This window comes from Acinetobacter pseudolwoffii (assembly GCF_002803605.1).
GTDB lineage: Bacteria > Pseudomonadota > Gammaproteobacteria > Pseudomonadales > Moraxellaceae > Acinetobacter > Acinetobacter pseudolwoffii.
In genome coordinates this window covers 98479-121587 of record NZ_PHRG01000002.1, presented here as the reverse complement: position 1 = coordinate 121587, position 23109 = coordinate 98479, and the positions used below count along the sequence as shown (strand labels likewise).

Sequence of the window (23109 nt, the reverse complement as noted above, 5' to 3'; positions counted from 1 at the left end):
TTTGAGTAGCGCTTATTATTCTCAATAATTTAAAAAAATAAATTTTAAAAAACTGAATAAATTAATAAAGGATGATGTGAACACATATTGAGCTAAATTAACTTAAATTAAAATTTTATAGAAATCATATATTTATTCTAAAAATATTTCCTTCTAAAAAATAATAATATTGGAAATTAATAAGCCTGAAATATCATAATTTAGTTTTGAAAAATGACAATTTAAATCTTGTATGAGTCTTCTTTTAGAAGTGTAAAGAGGGCTTGTAGGTCTGAAAAATGTTGCTATATTGAATTCATGGTAGGTCGTAAAACCAATAAGACGCTACCGATAAGTTGGACGGATCAATGACAGTTAGTTGAGTTTGATGTTGATCACCAAACAATAAATCTAGCACTAGCCATCCAACACAGAGCTCGCAGCAATGCGAGCTTTTTTAATGTCTGTTATAAAGCTTTGTTTAATGATTCCAGATAATTTCTTTTCTAATTGATTCATATAAAAAAGTTTACATTGCCAAATTCGCTAACATCTTGACGTTAAATAAGCGATTTAAGTGTGATATAAAAAATGGAAACTTAGAAAATAGAAAGGAGAGGAAAATGTCAAAGATTATTGATATAAAGGTGAAAGACCAATTTAGCAAGGTCATTGAGGCGAAAGCTTTATTACGTTCATTTGCAGAGCAACATCAGCATGATGCAATTGATCTGGTAAAAAAAATTGAACATATCGTGGTAGATGGCGAAACTATTTTACCGAGTATTGAACTGTTATTTGAAAGTCAAAAGTCTTCAAATATTTATAAAGTCGTAGAATAACTGGATCAATACGTTATACAAAGGTGAAAAAATTGAGTCCATCTATCCGATATTACAGGTTTAGCCATTAAAAACTCACCTTCCTGGTGAGTTTTTAATGAATGCAGAAAAGCAAAATTTATCCCCTATTAATAAAAAAGCCCACCGAGGTGAGCCAGAAATTAGATGTACTTAAGTTGTACATTCACATCATATTTTTCAAATTCTTGCAGAATCTGTTTTAAGGTTTTCTGAGCGGTGATATGTTCGGGGCTTAAAGAAATTTCCTGACGAGTATTACTGTCAAAACATTCAATGGCTTGAATCAGCCAATGGTGTTCGATAGAGCTTTTTTGAATCACTACACGTCGCGGTTGTAAACTGTCACTGAGCTGGCGGGGCAGTACATAGGTAATTGCCAGTTGCACAAGTTCCAGTTCTTCAGCCGGACTTAAAAAGGTAATGACCCAATTGCCCACCTTGCTCAGTTGCATGGGGTTATCAAACGCATCGAATTCTAAATAATGTGACATATAGCAACCAAGCGGATTTTAATGATCACTATATGGCGAGATTTTCAGGTTTTTTCTATCCCGCTTAAGTCTGATATTTCAGGCTTTAAATTTAGAGATAATATAAATATAGTGTAAAATCAATTGCTTATATTTGAAATCTAAATCTGCTTGATTGCTAAAGTCACTCATTTAAGAGTTTAAAAGACTAAGACATGCTTATTCATGAGCTTGATTTTGCTGTAATTGTGCCAAAGAAAAATTGATCTGTTTTAGAATGTGATTCAATTCTTGCGGAGGAAGTCGGCTTTCCTGCAGTGAGGTGATCCACTGTATTTGGCACATTTTTAAACTGCGCACATCCTGTACCTGTAAAATATGCTGAATTTGCTGTTTGGCCATCAAGCCACAATATTTTTGTAAGCTTTCCATCATCAGATATTTGAGGTCTTCAAAAGATAAAGCTTGCGGTTCTGGTAGATGGGGTTGATTGTCTGGATTTGTTTCAATAGATGAATTTTCTTGCAGCTCTTCGATAGGAACTAGGAGGTTTTTGCGGTTCTCGGTTACACAAGGGACGGGCAGAGGTGAATTTAAGGGACGGTAAATCTCGGAATGCGCCAAATTGATTTTGGTATCGACTTCTATGCCGGTCTGATGTGGACTGTTTGATATTATGCTGGTGTGAGCCGGAACAATTAAATCCATTTCACAAAGTTGCTCTAAAAGCTCGGCGGGAGCTAGTTGCTGCTTTAATCTCTCATGTAACAGATCAAAATCTTTGCTGCCGATTAGCACCAATAAGCGGCGTTGGCGTGCGGTCAAGGGGATAGAGCGATTCTGTAGCACCTCGACCCCACGTGGAGTTTTATAAAAATGCATCATAGCTGAATGAGTTGTTCACTAAATTCAGCTAGAGCATAGTCTGGGATAATTACAATAATATGAAGAATATATTAAAAAACAGATACTTGTTTTAAGGATTTTAAAGCGTGCTAATCGCGGTATTTTCGAGAGCCTTGCGCAAATAAGGATCCAGTTCATCTTGCCGCAATAGCCATTGCACATAGTCGGCAGGAAGCTCTGCAATTGCGCTACCACGATGTTTACCAAAGTTAATCGTACGTGGAATTCGGGCATCTTCAGAAGCATCGAACAGTTCCTGCATACTGTTAATTTTCAGGTGATGTACGATATGCATCAGGATGTTGGCAGTTAAAATAATATCCATATCGGCACGATGCGCTTTACGGATCATTTCACGTGCTCGTTCACTGCCTTTGGTAATCATATAAATCAGTGCAGAAATATTATGTGCTTCTGCATCGGGCCAGACCCGACGTGCTAAAGCCAGTGTACAAATCGCTTTAATTTTCGAGGTATCTACCCCACATTTTTCGACAGCACGAACGTCATAATCAATATTATGACCAATCATATAAATCGTTTCATCTGGCAGGCGAAAGGTACTGTAATGTGGCTGACCTTCCAGATCAGATTCCAGAATATGATGCACCGCCATGGCGGCAAAAGAAATGGGTTCGTCACATGAATAGAGCTGATCAAACAGGCGGCTTTTATCCATACTGATTTTATGGTCTACAATTGCGACAGGCGCATAGGCAATTTCAATGGGTTGACCATTTAAAGTATGCGTTTCGGTATCAAGAATAATGGCCTGCATGCGTTGAGCACCATAAAAGAAGAGACAGACTCATATTAACGATAAATTGGGAAAAAGATTAGGCTGAATATTAAAAAATATACTTTTTAGCGCAAAGAATGCTGTCAATAAATCCAATCTTGCTGCAGGTTAAGGTTCAGAACTCTCATGCAGGAAAAGATTTAGTGGTACACCTGAAATATTCTAAGGGTTAACACGAAGTCGCTGCTCTAGGTTTATAGGGGATAAAAAGGTAAGCGGAACTTAGCTTGAATCTCATTTTAAAATGCTTGCAAAGCGCTCGAGAAAACCAGTCTTTTCACATTTCAAGCAAGACTAGATGGTGAAGGAATAAAAAATGCTCAAAATTTTAAAAGTTAAAAACTTTAACGCCAATTCAATAATTTGATTTTACTTAAATTGGTCATGATTTCTAAAGGCTGGAGCAATATTTATAAAAAACTGCAGAAAGTTCATGATCGAAAATGCAAAACTTCATGCTACAATACGCGCCAATCTTAGCACGGCTTAAAAGCCCTAAATCAATAGGACCTCGCTAATGTTTGCCAATATCTCTATTGCTGAATTTGATCCAGAATTAGCTCAAGCAATCTCGAATGAAGATGCTCGTCAAGAAGCTCATATTGAGCTAATCGCTTCTGAAAACTACTGCTCACCAGCAGTCATGGAAGCTCAAGGTTCAAAACTCACTAACAAATATGCGGAAGGCTACCCAGGTAAACGCTACTATGGCGGTTGCGAATACGTAGACGTGATCGAACAATTGGCGATTGACCGTGCTAAAGAACTCTTTGGTGCTGATTATGCTAACGTTCAGCCACATGCTGGTTCACAAGCAAACTCAGCGGTTTACTTAGCGCTTCTTAACCCTGGCGATACAGTTTTGGGTATGAGCCTTGCTCACGGTGGTCACTTGACTCACGGTGCAAAAGTAAGCTTCTCTGGTAAAACATATAACGCGATTCAATATGGTTTAAACCCAGAAACTGGCGAAATCGACTATGAAGAAGTTGAACGTTTAGCGGTGGAACACAAGCCACGTATGATCGTTGCAGGTTTCTCTGCATACAGCCAAATCGTAGACTGGCAGCGTTTCCGTGACATCGCGGACAAAGTGGGTGCTTACCTGTTTGTTGATATGGCGCACGTTGCAGGTCTGGTTGCTGCTGGCGTTTACCCAAGCCCAGTGCAAATTGCTGACGTAACAACGACAACGACTCACAAAACACTTCGTGGTCCACGTTCTGGTTTAATCCTTGCGAAAGCAAACGAAGAAATCGAGAAAAAATTACAGTCTGCTGTATTCCCGGGTAACCAAGGTGGTCCTTTGGTTCACGCGATTGCAGCGAAAGCGATCTGCTTTAAAGAAGCGATGGCGCCTGAATACAAAGAATATCAAAAGCAAGTTGTGGTGAATGCAAAAGCCATGGCTGAAGTGCTAATCGCTCGTGGTTATGATATTGTGTCTGGCGGTACTGAGAACCACTTGTTCTTGTTGTCGTTAATCAAACAAGATATCACAGGTAAAGAAGCGGATGCCTGGTTAGGTGCTGCGCACATTACTGTGAACAAAAACTCTGTACCAAACGATCCACGTTCTCCGTTCGTAACTTCAGGTATCCGTATCGGCACACCTGCAGTAACAACCCGTGGTTTCGGTGAAGCTGAAGTACGTGACCTTGCAGGCTGGATTGCTGACATTCTGGATGCGAAAGGTGATGAAACGGTCATTAACGCGGTGAAAGCGAAGGTTGAAACTGTATGTGCTAAATTCCCAGTTTATGCATAATCGGTTTTAATCGGAAAGGAGCTCCCAACCGGGAGCTTTTTTTATAGCTGTTAAAATGACGAGAAAAAATCAGGATTTGGTTTAGCGCAATTCGAGTTAAACTATATCTATATCGCACCATGATTCAGGCCTAATATTTAATAGCTGATGTTGATAGGACAAGAAAATGAGTCATCAACAAAATCATATTGCGTTTTTCTGAATCTGGCTTAAAGTCTTTTATAGACCAATCTCATTTTTAAATATTTAAAAGAACTGATTTATTCATTGCCAGCTTTTTAGATCCACCCTGTACATTCTGCTTAGTACCTGAAAATTTTTATGCAAATTTTAGACGAGCTCAGGTGTTGGTGCAATAAGCGCTGTGAGTGAGATCATTTTCTTTAAATCTGAACATTGTATTTATAGGAATCATTCAAATATGGGCACAACCTGTATTTGGTGTTCCTGTTGGCTGTTGATTCATTAATTTTTTATTTAGGTATCTAACAAAGGTAATCAGGATGAATAAAACCACTATTATTTTATCTCAGCAGGATTTAGATCGTCTGGAAACCATGCTTGAGCATCAGACCAAGCTGAGCGAAACCATGATTCGTCTGGAAGATGAACTGGCACGTGCTGAAATAGTTGGCCCCGCGGAGATCGCAAGTAATATTGTCACCATGCATTCGCGTGTGTTACTGACTATTGCACCGTCTCCAGAGCCTGTGGAAGTCACACTGGTTTACCCACATGAGTTTAAAGGTGATAAAGGTCAGGTAAATGTGATTGCACCGATAGGCGCAGCCATTCTGGGCTTAGCCGAAGGTCAAACCATTGAATGGCCACAACCAGATGGCCACACCATGAAAGTGACCATTGAAAAAGTGCTTTATCAGCCAGAGAGTACCGGGGATTATCTCTGATATTGTCTTGAACGCATGCTCAAAAGCCATAGTAATATGGCTTTTTTCATCTATGATTTATGATTGATGTTCAAGAGTTTCATCAGACTAAGCTAGCAGTACAGCAAAATTTATCAAACACATTTGCTTTCATTGCAAAAAATATAATTAAAATAAAGATAAAACATGGATTTAGTTAAAGTGATGTAACGAATTTCTGGATAAATATACACAACGTGGTCTGTTTTTTTGCTACATTCGAGGATATTCAAGATTTTTATTTAATCTCTCTAAAAGGATACAGTCTTCGTCATGTCGCGATTTGAAGCTTTACCCGCCTTGACTGACATGTCTTTTGATCGTGAAGAAATACTGGCGATCAAACGTAATGAACTTGTGCCTGTACTGAGCCATCAATATGGACTGAATCATTATGCGGATTCTCTGATTCAGGCACAATCGGTGTTATTAAATGGGGTCGATCCGCATTTGACCCAACAGCTGAGCCAGACCATTGAGCAATTGATTCAGGCTTTGGCAGAATCTAAAAAATATCTGAAAAAACGTAAATTTAATGCACTACAAAAATGGCTTGGGATCGATCTGGATTATGGTTCGAGTCAGGTTGAATATTATCAGCGACTGGACCGTTTACTCGATCAAGCAGATCACCTAAGTCGTAAGTTACAGATTGAAATCCAGAAATCTCAGGCCCGTTTTCAGCAGCTTTTGGGTCTACGTGAGCAGATGGCCAAGCATATTGTCGCGGCAGACGAGTTTTTATCAGAATATCCGCTGTTCATCAAAAACCAGCATCCACTAGATAATTTTTCCGAGCGGCTTTCCAAGAAAATCAATACACTGCGTACCTTGCAAAGCAGTAATGACATTGCCATTACCCAGATGCAGCTTTCACAGCAGCTGTCCTTTAGCTTATTGGACCGCTTTAAAGAAGCGCAACAGGTCTTGATTCCGGCTTGGCAATATCATGTCCAACAAAGCCAGAGCAAGCACTCGACAAGTGATCTGGAAAAACTTGATAATAGCCGTGAAAGTCTGATTAAAACGTTAAAAAAATCCCTCGAGAAACCCTCGAAAACATAACAATATAAGGTGAACCATGACCAAATCTGATTTAGTAAATTTACCTGTTGAAAGCTCGAATGAACTGGTCGAACAAAAATTTCAGCAAATGGATCTGAAAGAACTGGGCTTGCAACCTGCTGACTTTCAGGAAGTACTGGCAGCACGTAAAGAATTGCAGGATATGAGTCATAACAGCGTGGCTGAGTATGGTAAAAATATTGCGACCAAAACCTCGACCTATACTGATGAATTACTGAATCTGGTCCAAAATAGAGATCTGGATGCAACAGGGCAGAAACTGAATCAGGTGGTGCAGGTGGCCCAGCAACTGAATACCAGCAGCATTTTAAGTCAAAAGAAAAGTTCAGGTTTTTTTGGCAATATCATCAGCAAGTTCAAAGGCGCAAAAGGCAACTTTGATGCACATTTCAATACCACCAAAGAGCAGCTCGATGTGCTGGTCAAAGAAATTGAAACCTCGCAGTCCGGTTTGAAAGCGCGTGTAGATACCCTGGATAAAATGTTTGACGGGGTACAGGATGAATATAAACAGTTAGGCGTACATATTGCAGCCGGCCGTTTACGTGAGCAGGAGCTACAGCAGGAAATCTCCGCTTTAACCGCTTTGCCACAAGATCAAACCACAACACAGAAAATTTATGATCTGAACCATCTGGCCAATAATCTGGAAAAACGGGTCAGCGATTTGCAGGTTTTGCAGCAATCTGCCATGCAAACCTTGCCGATGATCCGGATTATCCAGTCCAACAACCTGATGCTGGTCGACAAGTTTTATGCGATTAAAAATATTACTTTACCGGCATGGAAAAACCAGATCAGTCTGGCCATTTCTCTGAGTGAACAAAAGAACAGTGTCCAGCTGGCCAATACCATTGATGATGCCACCAATGAACTGCTGCGCCGTAATGCAGATCTATTGCATCAGAACTCTGTCGATACCGCAAAAGCCAATCAGCGCTCCGTAATTGATATCGAAACGCTTGAACATGTGCAAAACACCCTCATTAAAACAGTCAATGATGTGATACAGATTCAGAAAGAAGGTGTACAAAAACGCACAGAAGCAACCGTGCGTTTAAAGGCTTTACAGGATAATCTGAATCACTTGGTGATTGAATCAAGTACGAGCGGATCAAAGCCCAACTAAATATTGTGGTTGAAGATCTAAAAGGAGTAAAGATTGCCTCCCTTAGATGAATATGCGGTGTCTCCTGGTGAGATCAAGCAAGGCGTGGTTGCGCTCAAGAAACGTCAACGCAATTTGATGTTATTGGGTATCACCAGTTCTACGGTATTTATTGCCTCCATCATTGGTCTGTTTTTTCAGCAGGAACTGGTCTATGGCTTTTTTGGCCTGAGTACCGAAGTGCAGCAGTTACATTTACCGGTCAGTGTAGATGCCACGCTGGCCAGCATTGGTGATAGTCCGGATTATTTTTTTAGTTTGCTGAGCTGGTTTGGCTGGCTGATTATTAAAATTTTTGCTTCTTTTATCGGTGCATTTTTTATCATTGGCCTATTAAAGAAACTGCATTTCTTTTATGTGCGCTTTCAGTCTTTTGTGCTGAAATTTGTCGCTTGGCTAATTGCCTTTATCGTGATCTGGTCGGGATTAACTTACTGGCAGCATGATTTACGGAATGACCGGCATGATGCTTATCAGCAGGTGGTGTATTACGATAGCAATATCAATGACAGTGAAATTGCACGATACCTCGCCGATTCAGAGATTGCTGCACCGGTAAAATCTTATTTACTGGCACAAACAGCACTTTTGCATAAACCGCAAGATTTATCGGCTGCAAAACCTTATGTATTCAATCTGGTAGAAGCAGAAAAGCAGGATGCAAAATTTGAGCAATATGGCTTTAAGCCGGAACAACTCTGGACCATGCAGCAACAGATCTATGGTCAAGCCATGACACCGGTTGCCAAGAGTGTAAATACGCAAGTACAACAGGCAAACCAGTTGAGTCAGATCACTTATCTGGTGATTATTGGAGTGGCCATTTTATCGGCATTTCTGAGTTTGGTTCTGTTCTTCTTGGCCAATTCAATCAAAGGCCGATCCTTGCGTATCGAGCAACGGATAAATTAATGTTTTAGAAATGCTCCTGTTTAGGAGCATTTTTTATCTGCTGATGAAACAGTATAAAAATTAAAAGCTGAAATACCAAAAATAATTATTAAACTAGTGATCTGAAAAAACGATTTATAATATAAAAACAAACTGTTTTACCTATTTTGATTTATGCACTAATATCGCTTTATCAAATAAATATTTATTCCTTTGGAGACGTTAGCCATGTTAGACCAAAATACTTCAGCTCAATTAAAAACACTACTCGAACGTCTGGAAAGCCCGATTGAACTGGTTGCGACTTTAAATGATTCCGACAAATCTGCAAAAATCAAAGAACTGGTTGAGGAAATCGCTGCATTATCTGATTTAGTGACTGCACGTTTTGATGGCCAGAACCAACGTGCACCAAGCTTTGGTATTGCCAAAGCAGGTGAAGAACCACGTGTCTACTTCGCAGGTCTGCCAATGGGGCATGAATTCACCTCACTGATTCTGGCTTTACTACAAAGCTCTGGTTATGCACCGAAAGTATCTGCTGAAGTTTTAGAGTCGATTAAAGGCTTAGGAATCAAATCTGATTTTGATGTATTTGTATCACTCAGCTGCCATAACTGTCCGGATGTGGTTCAAGCCTTAAACCTGATTGCAATTTACAACCCGGGCACAACAGCCACCATGATTGATGGGGCATTCTTCCAGGATGAAGTGGAAGAACGCAAAATCATGGCAGTTCCAATGGTGTTCCAGGACAACCAGCATATCGGTCAAGGTCGTATGACTTTGGAAGAAATCGTGGCAAAACTGGACACCAACTCTGCAGCAAAAGAGGCTGAAAAGCTCAATGCTAAAGACGCTTTTGATGTACTGGTGATTGGTGGTGGCCCTGCAGGGAATACCTCTGCGATCTATGCTGCACGTAAAGGCATTAAAACCGGTATCGTAGCTGAGCGCATGGGCGGTCAGGTCATGGACACCATGGACATCGAAAACTATACCTCGATTCAAAAAACCCAAGGTCCCAAGTTTGCTGCTGAAATGGAAGCACATGTACGTGAATACGGTGTCGACATCATGAACCTGCAACGTGTATCCAACATCAAAGGTGCTTCTGAGACTGCAAATGGCTTGGTTGAAGTCACTTTAGAGAATGGTGCCAAACTGGAATCGAAAACGGTCATCCTGTCTACAGGTGCACGTTGGAGAGAAATGAACGTTCCGGGTGAGCAGGAATACAAAACCCGTGGTGTGGCCTACTGCCCACACTGTGATGGTCCATTGTTTAAAGGCAAACGTGTTGCGGTAATCGGCGGAGGTAACTCTGGTGTAGAAGCTGCAATTGATCTTGCAGGGATTGTAGAGCATGTGACTTTGGTTGAGTTTGATAGCAAGCTTCGTGCGGATCAGGTGTTGCAAGACAAGTTAACAAGCCTGCCAAATACCACGGTGATTAAAAATGCCTTGTCGACTGAAGTGGTGGGTGACGGTTCACAAGTGACTGCACTGAAATACAAAGACCGTGTAACAGATGAAGAGCACACTGTTGAATTGGCTGGTATCTTCGTACAGATTGGTTTGTTGCCGAATACCGATTTCTTAAAAGCAACAGCGGTTGAATTGTCAAATCGTGGTGAGATCCTGATTAACGAACGCAACGAAACCAATGTGAAAGGTGTATTTGCTGCCGGTGACTGTACTACTGTTCCATATAAGCAGATCATCATTGCCACAGGTGAAGGTGCGAAAGCATCACTGTCTGCATTTGATTACATCATCCGTTCAGGTCAGTAAAAAATAACACCAAGGTTCCCCAAAACCTTGGTGTTCGATCTCGATTATCTTTGTTATACCTTTTTATAGGAACTCCGGACGCTAACACCAGAGTTCCTTTTTTTATTGTTATATTTGCTTCCTTTTTTAGATCAGCCAGAAGCATCCCCAATTGCTTCTGGCTGTTTCTTTCCTCTGTACTGTTTTTGTTTTGACTCTTATTATTCAGCCTTCCCCAAGGTTGTCTTTATTCAATGCAATATTTATTCCAATGTTTGATCAGTACTTAAGACAGGAACAAATTCAAGACTTTAAATTTTTCTAACAGTTGCTCTTGCGTCTCTACATGCTCAGGATGTGGCACAATGCACTCAATTGGGCATACATCTACACAGGTTTGGCGCTCATAAAAGCCGACACATTCCGTACAACGGTTCACATCAATCTCATAGACTTTCGCACCCTCATAAATCGCATCATTTGGACATTCTGCTAAACACATATCGCAATTGATGCATTTGTCGGTAATCAGCAGCGCCATGTTTAACTCGCCTGATAAGCCAGTGACGATGCCGAAACATCTATAGTCGATGTCGGCAGATTGCGGATGAGCAGTGCATATTGCATATCTACATCTGCCGGAACCGGAATCTCGACGATATGACCTGAGCCTTTAGCCTCAGAAATCAGATTGCCTTTTTTGTCTTTCATTTCGGTTAAAACAAAGCTGATATTGCCTTGCGTCGTCATCAGCTCTAAGGAATCACCCACGACAAAACGGTTTTTTACATCAATTTTGATGGAGTTACCGTTACGTTCTAAGACTTCACCGCAGAACTGTTGATGGTCAAAACTTGAAGAGCCATTTTCATAATTGTGATATTCACTGTGCACATGACGGCGCAGGAAACCTTCGGTATACCCACGATTGGCCAGACCTTCTAATTGCGTCATCAATGCTGGGTCAAATGGTTGGCCCGCAAGCGCATCATCAATGGCCTTACGATAGATTTGTGCGGTACGGGCACAGTAAAAATAGGATTTGGTCCGGCCTTCAATCTTCAAGGAATGTACCCCGACCTTGATCAGACGCTCGATATGTTGTACCGCACGTAAGTCTTTAGAATTCATGAAATAAGTGCCGTGTTCATCTTCTTCGGCAGCAAACATGTCTTCATCATTACGCTGTAATAATATCGGTTCATCAAATTGATGCTGTGCTTGCATATGTGCTTCGTCGGCATCTTGAGAGCAGCAGCCTGAATCCAGATTTTTCACTGGAATCACATCACCAGTTTCATCTTCCTTCGCATCCAGAACTTTGTATTCCCAGCGGCAGGCATTGGTACACGCACCCTGATTGGCATCACGTTTATTCATATAACCAGACAGCATGCAACGGCCGGAATAAGCCATGCACAGCGCACCATGTACGAAAACCTCAATCTCCATATCCGGTACTTGCTGTTTAATCTCAGCAATTTCTTCAATCGATAATTCACGTGACAGAATCACGCGCGTGAGTCCCATATTTTTCCAGAATTTTACCGTTGCCCAATTCACTGCATTGGCTTGCACAGACAGATGAATATCCATTTCTGGAAAATGTTCACGCACCATCATGATCAGGCCCGGATCAGACATGATCAGCGCATCCGGCTGCATCGCCACCACAGGTTCCAGATCACGAATAAAATTTTTCAGTTTGGAATTATGCGGCTGGATATTGACGACCACATAGAACTTTTTACCTAGCTCATGGGCTTCTTGAATGCCAATCGCCAGATTGTCATGATCAAATTCATTATTACGAACGCGCAAACTATAACGCGGCTGACCTGCATAGACTGCATCTGCACCATAGGCGAAGGCATAGCGCATATTTTTCAGTGAACCGGCAGGTGAGAGGAGTTCAGTAACGGTCGTCAGGCTCATGATGGAATCGAAAGACATATAAAAAGTACGGCTTTATTCTAACCATCTAAAATTTGGATTCAACCCAGTAAATTACTCGGAAATAAGCAATTTAGAATAAAAAGAATGTTTTATTTTGAGTGAAATGAAGCACTAAAATTATTCAATATTCAATTATTTTCAGTCTGTTCGAGCATTTTTAAAATCTGGCAATGATCAATGGTGGTCGGGACATTACAACTTTTGCGAAGTGCAATCAGCTGTTGTTCGAATAGCTGTAATTCCCTAATTTTTTTGGAGATATCTTCTAAATGCTGGTCGATGAGCTGATTCACTACACCGCATTCCTGCTGCGGATTCTGTTCGAGTTTAATCAGGGCTTCAATCTCTTTTAAGGACATGTCCAAAGCACGACAGCGTTTGATAAAAAGCAGCCTTTTCAGGGCTTCTTCACCATAATAACGATAGCGATTACTTGCTCGAAAATTCGGCTGTATCAAGCCTTTCTTCTCATAAAAGCGAATGCTATCTGTGCTTAAAGCAGTCTTTTTGGCTATTTCTGAAATTAAATAAACTGACATTGCTCGCTCCTGCTTGACCTTGGAGTTAGTCCATAGTTTCTAATTATTTTAACTCATTTTTTGCACGAAAGTATGGAAGATCAACATGGCCTGTAGCTGTAGTCATGAACCTGCTCCACCCAAACCTGACAGTAAGTTTAGAACGGCGTTATGGATTGCCTTGGTGGTGAACCTGACTTTATTTGTGGTAGAACTGATTGGTGGGGCCTATGCACATTCATCGGCTTTGTGGGCAGATGCCTTGGACTTCTTTGGTGATGCCGTCAATTATGGCGTCTCTTTGGCGGTCATCGGTGCAAGTCTGTACTGGCGCGCAACAGTCGCTTTACTCAAGGGAATGACCATGGCCTTATTTGGCCTGGTGATCATGGGAAAAGTCATTTATGCCTATCTGCAAGGCATTCCGCCAGAGGCACTGACCATGGGCTTGATTGGTGTGCTGGCATTGCTGGCAAATGTATTTACGGCAGTCATTCTTTATGCCTTTCGTGAAGGTGATTCCAATATGCGGTCAGTCTGGCTGTGTAGCCGAAATGATGCCATTGGCAATGCTGCCGTGATTCTGGCAGCAGTCGGGGTTTTTGGTACAGGCAGTCTGTGGCCAGATATAATAGTGGCGATGATTATGGCGAGTCTTGGTTTAACTGCGGGCTATCAGATTATGAAGCAGGCACTGGCAGAACGGGCATTAGGACATGAGTCAGCCTGATTCTGAATATTTAAGTTTAATCCTAAAGAAGCTGCTTAACGGGCAGCTTCTTTATGGCCTGGATATTTTAAATAGATGAAAAATAAAGCTTTACAAATCCACTAATTTTAGAAAGAATCATCCGCGAAATTTGTAGAATAGCGATATAACTTAACCATTTAATTTTTATTGTTTTTGAGGGGGGGCAATGAATTTCATAAAACTACTTTCACTTGCGGCCATGGTGCTGATGACGGGCTGTAGCTCTATGGTCATCACTTATGATGCCACCGGTCAGGTGATTGGATCATGTAAAGCAACCCGCGGTCTGCTTTCAACCACAAGTGCCCATTGTGGTGGTTCAGGTAATGCGATGGGTGTGAATTACAATAGCGTGGATGCCAAGACGGGTTTGTTGCCAGCACTGCCAAGTCAAAACCAGATTAATTTAAAGCCATAAAGAATACAGGGGAATATCATGAAATTATCAGCACTTATTGCACTGGCACTGGTATTAACAGGCTGTGCATCGACAGTGACTACATTTGACTCGCATGGCCGTATGATCGGTTCATGTAAGGCAGAAAGCGGTTTTATCATTGGTGGTGGCGCAGGCTGTTCTGGTTCTGCCAATCAGGAAGGCCGTGATCGTTAATTTTTTAACGCCGATTCAAATAAAAAACCGAAGCTTCAAGCTTCGGTTTTTTTAATTCTGATCATCTAAAATCAGATTTTATTTTTCCACGAATGCACGTTCAATCACGTAATCGCCTAGAACACCCATTTTAGGTGACTCTTTTAGACCGTGTTGGTCTAGAAGTGCAGCAACATCGTCGAGGAAGGCCGGGCTACCACACAGCATAGCGCGATCCGTTTCCGGGTTAAAACGTGGCAGACCAATTTTTTCAAACAGTTCGCCGGTTTCAATTGCAGTCGTAACGCGACCTTGGTTCGGATATTCTTCACGGGTTACGGTTGGGTAGTATACCAATTTTTCTTTCGCGCCGAGTTCAGAGAAGAATTCGTGATTTGGTACTTCATTCAAAATTAAATCTTGATAAGCCAGTTCAGAAATGAAACGGGTACCATGCACGATAATGATTTTTTCAAAACGTTCATAAGTTTCAGGATCACGGATGGTCGCCAAGAATGGTGCAAGGCCAGTGCCTGAAGACAGAAGATACAAGTTTTTACCTGGGTTCAGGTCATCTAGCACCAAAGTACCTGTCGGTTTTTTAGAAACCAAGATTTCATCGCCGACTTTTACTTTCTGTAAAATCGAAGTCAGTGGACCATCAGGCACTTTAATCGAGAAAAACTCTAACTCTTCTTCGTAGTTGGCGCTTGCAATTGAATATGCGCGCATTAACGGCTTGCCATTGACTTCAAGGCCGATCATTACAAACTGACCGTTTTTAAAACGCAAAGCAGTGTCGCGAGTCGTTTTAAAAGAGAATAAAGTATCATTCCAGTGGTGGACGTGAGTAATCTTTTCGACGTTAAAAGCAGCCATTAAAGGTCTCAATAAATTATCAAATTAGAACAGCTTGCTATTCTAAACTAAATCCATTCTCTATAAACTGAATATATTTAATTGAGCTTATCAAAAAAAGTGATGATGAATGAACTCACACTGCCGATAATTGGCTATATGCATTCTCCCTACCAAGAAAAATTTGGCATTCCTCGTCAGCCCAATCTGGTTCAGGTTGAAAGCTATATTGAAATGGTCGGTCCCTATAATGACCTGTTGGCATTTGAAGGAATTGAGGCCTTTAGTCATCTCTGGTTGATCTGGCAATTTCATGAAAATAAACATCAGGATACGAATAAATTCCGTCCTCAGGTACGTCCACCACGTTTAGGCGGTAACCAGAAGATCGGCGTATTTGCCACCCGAAGCATGTATCGCCCGTCGCCCATAGGTCTCTCCGTGGTGCAACTTAAAGAAGTTAAAAAGGTCGGCAAGAACGTACGGGTTTATCTGAATGGAAGTGATTTGCTGGATGGAACGCCGATTGTAGATATCAAGCCTTATATTCAATATTCAGATGCCATAATTGATGCACAGAGTGCCTATGCGCAGGATGAGCCTGATCGTAAGAGCGTCATCTGGACCGAACAGGCAGAGCAGCAGAAACAGCAGTTACTGTTAAATGGGAAAATTTCTGTACAGCTTGTTCAAGAACTTGAACAGGTTTTGTCTTTAGATCCAAGACCGGCTTATCAGGATGATGAGGGGCGGATTTATGGAATGAAATTTGCGGATTTAGATGTGAGGTTTTTGGTAGTCAATAATGTAGTTGAAATCAGAGAGCTAGCTTTTTAGCTCTCTGATATTTTTACTTATTGTGCTAATACATGATCAATTGTTTTACTTGCTTTAGGGTTAAACAGTGAACATTCATCATCTAAGTCAGGGTTTAATTCATACCAATTATAATTTTCACCTTTGCGATAATAGTCTGCATAGAAATAAACACCATTTTCTTCAACTAAAGCACCTTCATCTTCAGTATCGCTATCGAGAAGATGAACATTGAAGCCTGCAAAGTTAACTAATTTTGTTGGCATATCGTCAAAATAATCAATAACTGACTGATAAGCACCAAGATGGTAGAATGGTGTTACTACATAATCTTCAGAGGCATTCTCGGTTTCTAACATCAGGCAAGATGAACCTTGAGGAAAGGTAGAGTCTCCAAATTTTGCAAGATATTGGCTATCGTATTTATACTTAAATTTATCATTATCGAGATATTCAGCGAGTTTCTTTCCGCTTAAATCGATAGATTTATAGGTATTGGTGATTTGTAATTGAGTATTACCTGTCGAAGAGAATGGAATAATTTTCCATTGATTGTTCATTTGAGTAACTGTGGCTATCTTATAACCATACGAGGTTTGTGTTTTCGAAAGATCATAGTGATGAGCTCGAGTTAGATACTGAACTTTATAAAAAGGGGCTGTACTTTGTCGATTGGTATAATCGCTATATAAAGTGTCACCTACCACAGTTAACGTTTCTTTAACGAATCCTGATGTATCCCCTATATGATCTACATAGCTTGCCCATGTGATACTGTCACCTGTAGAACCACCTGTAGAACCACCTGTAGAACCACCTGTAGAACCACCTGTAGAACCACCTGTAGAACCACCTGTAGAACCACCTGTAGAGCCACCTGTAGAACCACCTGTAGAACCACCTGTAGAATCTGAACTACCCCCACCACAAGCACTTAGCATGAATGCACTAAAAACTGCGAGTGATAAATTCTTAAATTTCATAAAAATCCCTATAAAAAATCGTAGTAATAAAATTGTTTTTTAAAATAAAGCAGACTAATTATAGCGAATAAATATCAAAATTAAATTTGCAAAATATATAAAAATTAACTATTTAAATATACTTAACAATCAAAATATCATCCACCACAAAATACCAATCAACACCGCCATATGCAAAATCTGTACTGGCGCAAAGTACAGGGAAAATTTGAAACCACCTGTTACAGCAGCATTGACTGACTTGGCTACAGCATGTGCGCCCAGCCCCAAAAGCAGGGCATAGATCAGCCGGGTATTGGATGGATCTCCTTGAATGACCACGCTTGCCATTGCGGCATGAATTTCAAATAAAGATGCGAACAAGGTACCTGCCAGCAAACCCGCATCTCCTAGTAATAGCTCTAGCCCATAAATTCCAGCCTGAATCAATGTCAAGGTGACTGCAATAATTACCGCCTCCTTCAGGCTAAACATCTGACTATCTTCTTCCTTTGCACAGTTCTCCGCTGGCTTGGCTTTACGTAATAGCAGAAATGCACAAGCAGCCAAAATGGCCATCGCAACCAGAGAGGGTAAAATCAGAATTTTCAACCAGCTCCACGACACCCCTCCAACGACAATAAATAACAGTATCAGGGTCGAAATACAGGACATGAGTGCTGCGCCTGCATTGGATTTAGCATCGACCTCACCTTTGCGCACCTGTAGACCTAAATGGGCAATGGTCGCGGTACTGGAGACAAAACCTGAAGCGAGGGAGGATAGCATGAGGGCATTTTTACTGGATAAAAGCCGTTTGGCCACGTGAGCAAGTGCCTGTACCACCAGAATCAGAGTGAGTAGTCTCAAGATCAGATGCGGGTTGAGGACTTCTCCCCATAAAGGCGTATCGGGTGTTAGTGGCAGGCCGATCAGAATCAGGGCAAGTAATAATAGCCCATCTCTAAACTCTGCTTCGGTAATCCATTGTCCGGCAATATTATGCAGGGAGTGTTTGGCCATCAGAATAGTCGTCAGCATGACCGCGAGCCCTGCGGCCAAGGGGATATTCCAAAGACAGATTGCCCCAATAAAATACGTCATGAGAAAGGCGAGTTCTGTGGTAATGCCAGGATCTTCAGGCTGATTTCGGATTGAAAAAATCACCATGCCACCCACAATCAGCGCACCAGCAAGTCCAATACTCATACCGAACAGGAAGCATAGCGCACCCAATAAGGCACAGATGGCAAAAGAGCGTAAACCGGCAAAACTGGGTTGATGTTCACGTTGTTTATGACGCTCTCGTTCCAGTCCAATTAACAAGCCACAGCCTAAAGCCGCCGTCAGGATGGCCAGAAGCTCCTGAAAAGAGCTACTGCTATTCAGGGGTACCGCGCTAAAATCCAAGTTTCACCTCAGCCACCTAACAAAACATGCTGTTTGAAATATAGGCGATTCTTCTAGAGCGCGGCAAGCTGGAAATACAGTAAAGATTGAATAACGGTCGAGGCATCTCAGTATTTTTAAATCCATTCAGCAAAAGTCACTGACATTGCTAACTGGGTAATGCGAAAAATAACAAAAACTTGTTATAGTGAAGGCAGATTTGGGGATTGATAACAATGAAATTTGACTTTGAAATTGATACTGCCTGGTGTTTAGACCAACTGTTTAAAGATGGCAAAATCAGTGAACGTGACCGGATGCTGGTACAGACCACCCATCGTCAACGTGAACAATTAAAATGGCATCCTTTACAGTGGCTGGCCAACTTCAATCTTATTGATCAATCCCATCCGCAAACCACATTGACCTTGAACCGCTTATGTCAGTGGCTGGCCGAAAAAACCGGATTAATGTTCTATATCATCGATCCTTTAAAAGCGGACGTACAGGCATTGACCCAGGTCATGTCACAGGAATATGCACTACGCAACCATATTCTGGCCGTTGAGATTCAGGCCGATAAAGTCCTGATCGCGACCGATCAGCCGTATAAGACTGAATGGGTCTCTAATCTTGAACAGAATATTTCCCCGAAAAAAATCCAACGGGTGCTGCTGAATCCAGAACAGTTACAACGATATATTGTCGAATATTATCAGGTTAGCCGTGCCGTCAGTGGCTCACAAAAATCCTCGGCCTATGACCGGGAAAATAAAGGCGTCGAAGCCTTGCTACAACTGGGCGATTCGCAAAATCCGGATGCCAATGACCAGCATATTGTCAAACTGGTGGACTGGGTGCTGCAATTTGCCTTTGAACAGGGTGCAAGTGATATTCATATGGAACCGCGCAAAGGTACGGGCAAGATTCGCTTTCGAATCGATGGGGTGTTGCATACCATTTATAACATGCCGGCCAATACGCTGACAGCGGTGATTTCCCGGATCAAGATTCTGGGCCGGATGAATGTGGCAGAAAAGCGTAAACCACAAGATGGCCGTCTGAAAACCCGAACGCCGAAAGGACAGGAAACCGAACTCCGTCTATCGACCTTGCCGACCGCATTTGGCGAAAAGCTGGTGATGCGTATTTTTGATCCGGAAGTTCTGGTCAGAAGTTTTCAGCAACTCGGTTTTGAAGGGCATTTACTGAATGACTGGAATAATCTGACCAGTCACAGTCACGGCATCATTCTGGTCACCGGGCCAACTGGTTCTGGTAAAACCACAACGCTGTATTCGACCTTGAAGCAGCTGGCGACGGAACAGGTCAATGTCTGTACCATTGAAGATCCGATCGAGATGCTGGAACCGAGTTTCAACCAGATGCAGGTCAATAATGGTATTGAACTGGGCTTCGCCGATGGCGTGCGCGCGCTGATGCGTCAGGATCCGGACATTATCATGGTCGGTGAGATTCGTGATCAGGATACTGCCAATATGGCGATCCAGGCGGCACTTACCGGGCATCTGGTCTTATCTACGCTACATACCAATGATGCGCCGTCGAGTTTGACCCGTTTGCATGATCTGGGCGTGCAACCTTTTCTGACTGCAGCCACCATTCTCGGAGTATTGGCCCAGCGTCTGGTGCGTAAACTCTGCCCACACTGCAAGCAGGAAAGTTTCCTGAATGAACAGGAATGGCAGCATCTGGCGGCAGACTATCCTTTACCGCGTCCGGAATTTGTTTTTAAAGCCGTAGGTTGTGAGGAATGCCGTCATACCGGTTATAAAGGCCGGATTGGTATTTACGAATTTATGCCCCTGAGTCTGGAAACCAAGCAGCTGATTGGGGCCGACGCTAACTTAAACCAGCTACGCCAGCAGGCAAAAAAAGAAGGGGTAGAACCGCTGCGTATCGCGGGTGCGCGTAAGGTCGTAGAAGGAATGACCACACTGGAAGAAGTATTGAGAGTGGTTCCTTTAAATTAATTTTTAAAGATGAAGCAATCTTAAGTTTCAATTCATCTTCGGCTGTTTTAATAGCATTATCGAAACAAAGCACAGATACACAAAGAGGTATACGCCATGAAAATGATGATGAATACAGTTTTAGCAGCCGCACTGATGGGTTCAATTGCGACAGCCGCAGTTGCAAGTAATGAAGCCGTGAATCAACCCGTGGTAAATCAGGCTGCTTTTGCGAAAACGATGACAGTGCAACAGGCCCTAGGCATGAAAGATGATAGCAAGGTTCAGCTTAAAGGCTATGTGGTTAAAGCGGTTGGTGATGAAAAATATCAGTTCCGTGACAGCACAGGCAGCATTACCGTAGAAATTGATGATGAACTGTGGCAAGGCAAACCGATTTCAGCCAAAACGCCAGTGACCATTATCGGTGAAGTGGATATTGACTATAAACCGGCAAAACGTGTTGAAATTGATGTCGAGCAGCTTCGTTTCTAATTCTAATATGAGCAGATGAATTGAATCTGAAGCTTACTCTGGATTCAAAAACTGTAAAAAACCACATGCAAATCATACAAAAAAGCATGTGGTTTTTTTGAGTCTGGAGATTTTTCAGGGCAAGATAGAGAGATTGGCAAAGCGGAGCACAGCATGCGTATTCTTTTGGCAGAAGATGATCAGTCTCAGGCAGAAAGTATTCAGACCTGGCTGGAAATGGACGGCTATGTGATTGACTGGGTCGAGCGTGGCGATCATGCCATTTTGGCCATCGAACAGCATCAATATGACTGCGTATTACTGGATCGCGGACTACCACATGCGACTGGAGATGACATTCTAAAAAGCTTACGCAGCACACAGAAAGATACACCGGTGATTTTTATTACTGCCCGGGACAGTATTGATGACCGGGTTGAAGGTCTGGATTTGGGTGCCAATGATTATCTGGTCAAACCTTTTAGTCTGGAAGAGCTTTCTGCCAGGGTGCGCGCGCAGTTAAGACTGAAACAGCAAACGCCAAATCATATTCTGAAATGGCAGGATTTAAGTCTGGATACCCAGGCCAAGGCCCTGAACAAGGCTGGACAGCCGATTGATCTGACTGCGAAAGAATTTCAGATTTTATATAAACTGATGCAGCAGCCGGAACATGTCATTACCCGCGAGCAACTGGAGGAATCGCTATATGCCTGGGGGGATGAAATTGAAAGTAATGCCATTGAAGTGTTTATTTACCAGTTACGTAAAAAAATTGGCAGCCAGATGATTAAAACCATCCGTGGTTTGGGTTATCGTATGCATAAACCCGAGGCATAAATATGTCTGCACCAGTCTCCCTGCAAACTCGCCTGATCAAGAATGCCATGCTGAGCTCCATGCTGGCAGGATTGTTGGCGTGGTTGCTGTTACTCGGGGTTTCAAGTTATCAAGCCATTCAGCTGCATGATGATTTGATGGAACAGATTTCCGAGCTCTTACTTGGTGATATCAGACAGGCCAAAGGTGATCAGGTCGATGAAATCAGCGAGCAATTCGATATTCAATATGCGCTATTGCTCAATCAGGATATTTTGACCACGTCCATCGATGATGATTTGATTAACAGTGTGCGGGTTAATGAACACAGTGGCTTTCAGTTTGCTTATGAAAATGGCCGTTTTATCCGGATTTTAACTGCTAAAGAGGATGGCTTGCAGGCCAAAGTACTGCAGCCTTTATCGGTACGTTTTAACGAGTTATGGCAAACCACCTTCAGTTTTGCCGGAATTTTACTGATACTCTGGTTATTGCAATGGCTGATTTTGCGTGTTGCGATCAGACGCCAGTTACAGCCATTAAACAAGATTTCCCGGGAAATCGGTTCTAAAACTGCTCAGGATCTAAGTCCTATTAAAACACCTGACCCTGAAATCACTGAACTGCAACCGATTGTACGTCAACTGAATGCCATGCTCGGCCGGCTGGAAAAGTCACTGGCTGCCGAACAGCGTTTTACTGCAGATGCTTCACATGAGCTGCGTTCGCCACTGTCTGCGATTCAAATGCGTCTACAGGTTCTAAAACGCAAATATCAAGATGATGCACAGCTTCCTCAGGCATTGCAGTTGATCCAGAATGATGTCAACCGCGGTACGCAGGTGCTGGAAAATTTACTCTTGCTGGCACGACTCGATCCGGAGCGCACAGAGCAATTACCAACGCAAACGATTAATCTTAAAAATCTGGTTCAGGAGGCTTTGCAGGCATTGCAGCCTTTTGCAGAAGAAAAAGATATTCATTGGAACCTAAACCTTGAGGGTGCTGTGATTGAAGCGAATCCAGAACTGATTTTTAGTTGTATTCGCAATCTGGTCGACAATGCTATTCGTTATACGCCGCCGCAGGGACAGGTCGAGATCCGAACGGTTGTTGAGCAGCATCAGATACAGTTACTGATTGAAAACTCAGGAGAGGGGATTGCTAATGATGTACTGGAACGTTTAGGTGAACGTTTTTATCGGGCTTTGGGTACGCGAACTCAGGGTTCAGGTTTAGGCTTGTCCATTTGCCAGAAAATTATGGCACTGCATGCAGCTAAAATTGATTATGCGCCGTCAGATTTGGGGGGGCTTAAAGTATCATTGAGTTTTAAACATGAATCCTAATCAGAGATTAAAAAACTAAAAAG

24 protein-coding genes are annotated in these 23109 nt (G+C 42.1%); 15 read left to right on the top strand and 9 right to left on the bottom strand.

Annotated features, from left to right (window positions below; translation table 11 throughout):
• Positions 1-602: 602 nt before the first annotated feature.
• Entirely contained in the window at positions 603-821 is a 219-nt protein-coding gene (locus CWI32_RS05240) for a hypothetical protein (protein ID WP_005097507.1), read from the top strand.
• A gap of 161 nt (positions 822-982) precedes the next feature.
• On the opposite strand, the gene CWI32_RS05235 is transcribed toward CWI32_RS05240, so the two are convergent.
• From CWI32_RS05235 to CWI32_RS05225, 3 genes are all read right to left on the bottom strand, one after another.
• Entirely contained in the window at positions 983-1333 is a 351-nt protein-coding gene (locus CWI32_RS05235) for a hypothetical protein (RefSeq protein ID WP_100355694.1), read from the bottom strand.
• Between the two features lie 198 nt (positions 1334-1531).
• Positions 1532-2197 (bottom strand): hypothetical protein, encoded by a 666-nt coding sequence (locus CWI32_RS05230; protein WP_100534821.1) that lies wholly within the window; start codon positions 2195-2197, stop codon positions 1532-1534.
• A 100-nt stretch (positions 2198-2297) separates the two neighbouring features.
• Positions 2298-2996, bottom strand: a complete 699-nt coding sequence (locus CWI32_RS05225) for a DNA polymerase III subunit epsilon (RefSeq protein ID WP_005097503.1) — start codon at positions 2994-2996, stop codon at positions 2298-2300.
• A 538-nt stretch (positions 2997-3534) separates the two neighbouring features.
• Here CWI32_RS05225 and glyA point away from each other — a divergent pair.
• From glyA to ahpF, 6 genes are all read left to right on the top strand, one after another.
• Positions 3535-4785 carry a serine hydroxymethyltransferase gene (glyA, locus tag CWI32_RS05220; RefSeq protein ID WP_005097502.1) on the top strand — a complete coding sequence of 417 codons (1251 nt, stop codon included), beginning with the start codon at positions 3535-3537 and terminating at the stop codon, positions 4783-4785.
• A gap of 503 nt (positions 4786-5288) precedes the next feature.
• Complete coding sequence (gene rnk, locus CWI32_RS05215) at positions 5289-5693, top strand: nucleoside diphosphate kinase regulator (protein ID WP_005097501.1); 405 nt, start codon at positions 5289-5291, stop codon at positions 5691-5693.
• A 291-nt stretch (positions 5694-5984) separates the two neighbouring features.
• Positions 5985-6776 carry a hypothetical protein gene (locus CWI32_RS05210; RefSeq protein WP_005097500.1) on the top strand — a complete coding sequence of 264 codons (792 nt, stop codon included), beginning with the start codon at positions 5985-5987 and terminating at the stop codon, positions 6774-6776.
• Positions 6777-6792: 16 nt separating this feature from the next.
• Positions 6793-7926, top strand: coding sequence for a toxic anion resistance protein (locus CWI32_RS05205; protein WP_005097499.1), 1134 nt, complete (start codon positions 6793-6795; stop codon positions 7924-7926).
• Between the two features lie 33 nt (positions 7927-7959).
• Positions 7960-8877 carry a hypothetical protein gene (locus tag CWI32_RS05200; protein WP_100534820.1) on the top strand — a complete coding sequence of 306 codons (918 nt, stop codon included), beginning with the start codon at positions 7960-7962 and terminating at the stop codon, positions 8875-8877.
• Between the two features lie 207 nt (positions 8878-9084).
• Positions 9085-10650, top strand: coding sequence for an alkyl hydroperoxide reductase subunit F (gene ahpF / locus CWI32_RS05195; RefSeq protein ID WP_005097496.1), 1566 nt, complete (start codon positions 9085-9087; stop codon positions 10648-10650).
• A 265-nt stretch (positions 10651-10915) separates the two neighbouring features.
• Here ahpF and CWI32_RS05190 read toward each other — a convergent pair whose 3' ends face one another.
• The 3 genes from CWI32_RS05190 to CWI32_RS05180 form a co-directional block, all read right to left on the bottom strand.
• Positions 10916-11170 (bottom strand): YfhL family 4Fe-4S dicluster ferredoxin, encoded by a 255-nt coding sequence (locus CWI32_RS05190; RefSeq protein WP_100534819.1) that lies wholly within the window; start codon positions 11168-11170, stop codon positions 10916-10918.
• A gap of 2 nt (positions 11171-11172) precedes the next feature.
• Positions 11173-12582 carry a prephenate-dependent tRNA uridine(34) hydroxylase TrhP gene (trhP, locus tag CWI32_RS05185; protein ID WP_100534818.1) on the bottom strand — a complete coding sequence of 470 codons (1410 nt, stop codon included), beginning with the start codon at positions 12580-12582 and terminating at the stop codon, positions 11173-11175.
• 131 nt (positions 12583-12713) lie between these two features.
• Positions 12714-13124 carry a Cd(II)/Pb(II)-responsive transcriptional regulator gene (locus tag CWI32_RS05180; RefSeq protein ID WP_100534817.1) on the bottom strand — a complete coding sequence of 137 codons (411 nt, stop codon included), beginning with the start codon at positions 13122-13124 and terminating at the stop codon, positions 12714-12716.
• 85 nt (positions 13125-13209) lie between these two features.
• Here CWI32_RS05180 and CWI32_RS05175 point away from each other — a divergent pair, with 85 nt between their 5' ends.
• The 3 genes from CWI32_RS05175 to CWI32_RS15155 all read left to right on the top strand — a co-directional run bounded on the left by CWI32_RS05175 (position 13210) and on the right by CWI32_RS15155 (position 14467).
• On the top strand, positions 13210-13833 hold the full coding sequence (locus tag CWI32_RS05175; RefSeq protein ID WP_100534816.1) for a cation efflux transmembrane domain-containing protein: 624 nt from the start codon (positions 13210-13212) through the stop codon (positions 13831-13833).
• A 187-nt stretch (positions 13834-14020) separates the two neighbouring features.
• A complete protein-coding gene (locus tag CWI32_RS05170; RefSeq protein WP_100534815.1) occupies positions 14021-14272 on the top strand; it encodes a hypothetical protein in 252 nt (83 codons plus the stop codon).
• An 18-nt stretch (positions 14273-14290) separates the two neighbouring features.
• Positions 14291-14467 (top strand): hypothetical protein, encoded by a 177-nt coding sequence (locus tag CWI32_RS15155; protein WP_005097486.1) that lies wholly within the window; start codon positions 14291-14293, stop codon positions 14465-14467.
• Between the two features lie 78 nt (positions 14468-14545).
• Here CWI32_RS15155 and CWI32_RS05165 read toward each other — a convergent pair whose 3' ends face one another.
• On the bottom strand, positions 14546-15325 hold the full coding sequence (locus CWI32_RS05165) for a ferredoxin--NADP reductase (protein ID WP_100534814.1): 780 nt from the start codon (positions 15323-15325) through the stop codon (positions 14546-14548).
• Between the two features lie 105 nt (positions 15326-15430).
• Here CWI32_RS05165 and tsaA point away from each other — a divergent pair, with 105 nt between their 5' ends.
• On the top strand, positions 15431-16141 hold the full coding sequence (gene tsaA, locus CWI32_RS05160) for a tRNA (N6-threonylcarbamoyladenosine(37)-N6)-methyltransferase TrmO (RefSeq protein ID WP_100534932.1): 711 nt from the start codon (positions 15431-15433) through the stop codon (positions 16139-16141).
• Between the two features lie 17 nt (positions 16142-16158).
• On the opposite strand, the gene CWI32_RS15080 is transcribed toward tsaA, so the two are convergent.
• Both CWI32_RS15080 and CWI32_RS05145 read right to left on the bottom strand, forming a co-directional pair.
• Positions 16159-17103 (bottom strand): hypothetical protein, encoded by a 945-nt coding sequence (locus tag CWI32_RS15080; RefSeq protein WP_157799536.1) that lies wholly within the window; start codon positions 17101-17103, stop codon positions 16159-16161.
• Between the two features lie 129 nt (positions 17104-17232).
• A complete protein-coding gene (locus CWI32_RS05145; protein WP_100534811.1) occupies positions 17233-18492 on the bottom strand; it encodes an MgtC/SapB family protein in 1260 nt (419 codons plus the stop codon).
• Between the two features lie 215 nt (positions 18493-18707).
• Between CWI32_RS05145 and tfpB the strand changes: the two genes are divergently transcribed.
• The 4 genes from tfpB to CWI32_RS05125 all read left to right on the top strand — a co-directional run bounded on the left by tfpB (position 18708) and on the right by CWI32_RS05125 (position 23086).
• Positions 18708-20465, top strand: coding sequence for a type IV pilus assembly ATPase TfpB (gene tfpB / locus CWI32_RS05140; RefSeq protein ID WP_100534810.1), 1758 nt, complete (start codon positions 18708-18710; stop codon positions 20463-20465).
• Between the two features lie 96 nt (positions 20466-20561).
• Positions 20562-20939 (top strand): NirD/YgiW/YdeI family stress tolerance protein, encoded by a 378-nt coding sequence (locus CWI32_RS05135; protein WP_005170210.1) that lies wholly within the window; start codon positions 20562-20564, stop codon positions 20937-20939.
• 153 nt (positions 20940-21092) lie between these two features.
• Positions 21093-21758, top strand: a complete 666-nt coding sequence (locus tag CWI32_RS05130; protein WP_100534809.1) for a response regulator transcription factor — start codon at positions 21093-21095, stop codon at positions 21756-21758.
• Between the two features lie 2 nt (positions 21759-21760).
• Positions 21761-23086, top strand: coding sequence for a sensor histidine kinase (locus CWI32_RS05125; protein WP_100534808.1), 1326 nt, complete (start codon positions 21761-21763; stop codon positions 23084-23086).
• Positions 23087-23109: the final 23 nt, after the last annotated feature.

Coding starts and splice junctions, on each gene's coding strand:
- CWI32_RS05230 (WP_100534821.1), bottom strand. CDS start 2,197: ATGATGCATTTTTATAAAACTCCACGTGGGGTCGAGGTGCTACAGAAT.
- glyA (WP_005097502.1), top strand. CDS start 3,535: ATGTTTGCCAATATCTCTATTGCTGAATTTGATCCAGAATTAGCTCAA.
- CWI32_RS05175 (WP_100534816.1), top strand. CDS start 13,210: ATGGCCTGTAGCTGTAGTCATGAACCTGCTCCACCCAAACCTGACAGT.
- CWI32_RS15080 (WP_157799536.1), bottom strand. CDS start 17,103: ATGAAATTTAAGAATTTATCACTCGCAGTTTTTAGTGCATTCATGCTA.
- CWI32_RS05130 (WP_100534809.1), top strand. CDS start 21,093: ATGCGTATTCTTTTGGCAGAAGATGATCAGTCTCAGGCAGAAAGTATT.
- CWI32_RS05225 (WP_005097503.1), bottom strand. CDS start 2,996: ATGCAGGCCATTATTCTTGATACCGAAACGCATACTTTAAATGGTCAA.
- CWI32_RS05190 (WP_100534819.1), bottom strand. CDS start 11,170: ATGGCGCTGCTGATTACCGACAAATGCATCAATTGCGATATGTGTTTA.
- CWI32_RS05180 (WP_100534817.1), bottom strand. CDS start 13,124: ATGTCAGTTTATTTAATTTCAGAAATAGCCAAAAAGACTGCTTTAAGC.
- CWI32_RS05205 (WP_005097499.1), top strand. CDS start 6,793: ATGACCAAATCTGATTTAGTAAATTTACCTGTTGAAAGCTCGAATGAA.
- CWI32_RS05135 (WP_005170210.1), top strand. CDS start 20,562: ATGAAAATGATGATGAATACAGTTTTAGCAGCCGCACTGATGGGTTCA.
- CWI32_RS15155 (WP_005097486.1), top strand. CDS start 14,291: ATGAAATTATCAGCACTTATTGCACTGGCACTGGTATTAACAGGCTGT.
- CWI32_RS05170 (WP_100534815.1), top strand. CDS start 14,021: ATGAATTTCATAAAACTACTTTCACTTGCGGCCATGGTGCTGATGACG.
- CWI32_RS05235 (WP_100355694.1), bottom strand. CDS start 1,333: ATGTCACATTATTTAGAATTCGATGCGTTTGATAACCCCATGCAACTG.
- rnk (WP_005097501.1), top strand. CDS start 5,289: ATGAATAAAACCACTATTATTTTATCTCAGCAGGATTTAGATCGTCTG.
- tfpB (WP_100534810.1), top strand. CDS start 18,708: ATGAAATTTGACTTTGAAATTGATACTGCCTGGTGTTTAGACCAACTG.
- CWI32_RS05125 (WP_100534808.1), top strand. CDS start 21,761: ATGTCTGCACCAGTCTCCCTGCAAACTCGCCTGATCAAGAATGCCATG.
- CWI32_RS05240 (WP_005097507.1), top strand. CDS start 603: ATGTCAAAGATTATTGATATAAAGGTGAAAGACCAATTTAGCAAGGTC.
- CWI32_RS05165 (WP_100534814.1), bottom strand. CDS start 15,325: ATGGCTGCTTTTAACGTCGAAAAGATTACTCACGTCCACCACTGGAAT.
- CWI32_RS05210 (WP_005097500.1), top strand. CDS start 5,985: ATGTCGCGATTTGAAGCTTTACCCGCCTTGACTGACATGTCTTTTGAT.
- ahpF (WP_005097496.1), top strand. CDS start 9,085: ATGTTAGACCAAAATACTTCAGCTCAATTAAAAACACTACTCGAACGT.
- trhP (WP_100534818.1), bottom strand. CDS start 12,582: ATGTCTTTCGATTCCATCATGAGCCTGACGACCGTTACTGAACTCCTC.
- tsaA (WP_100534932.1), top strand. CDS start 15,431: ATGAATGAACTCACACTGCCGATAATTGGCTATATGCATTCTCCCTAC.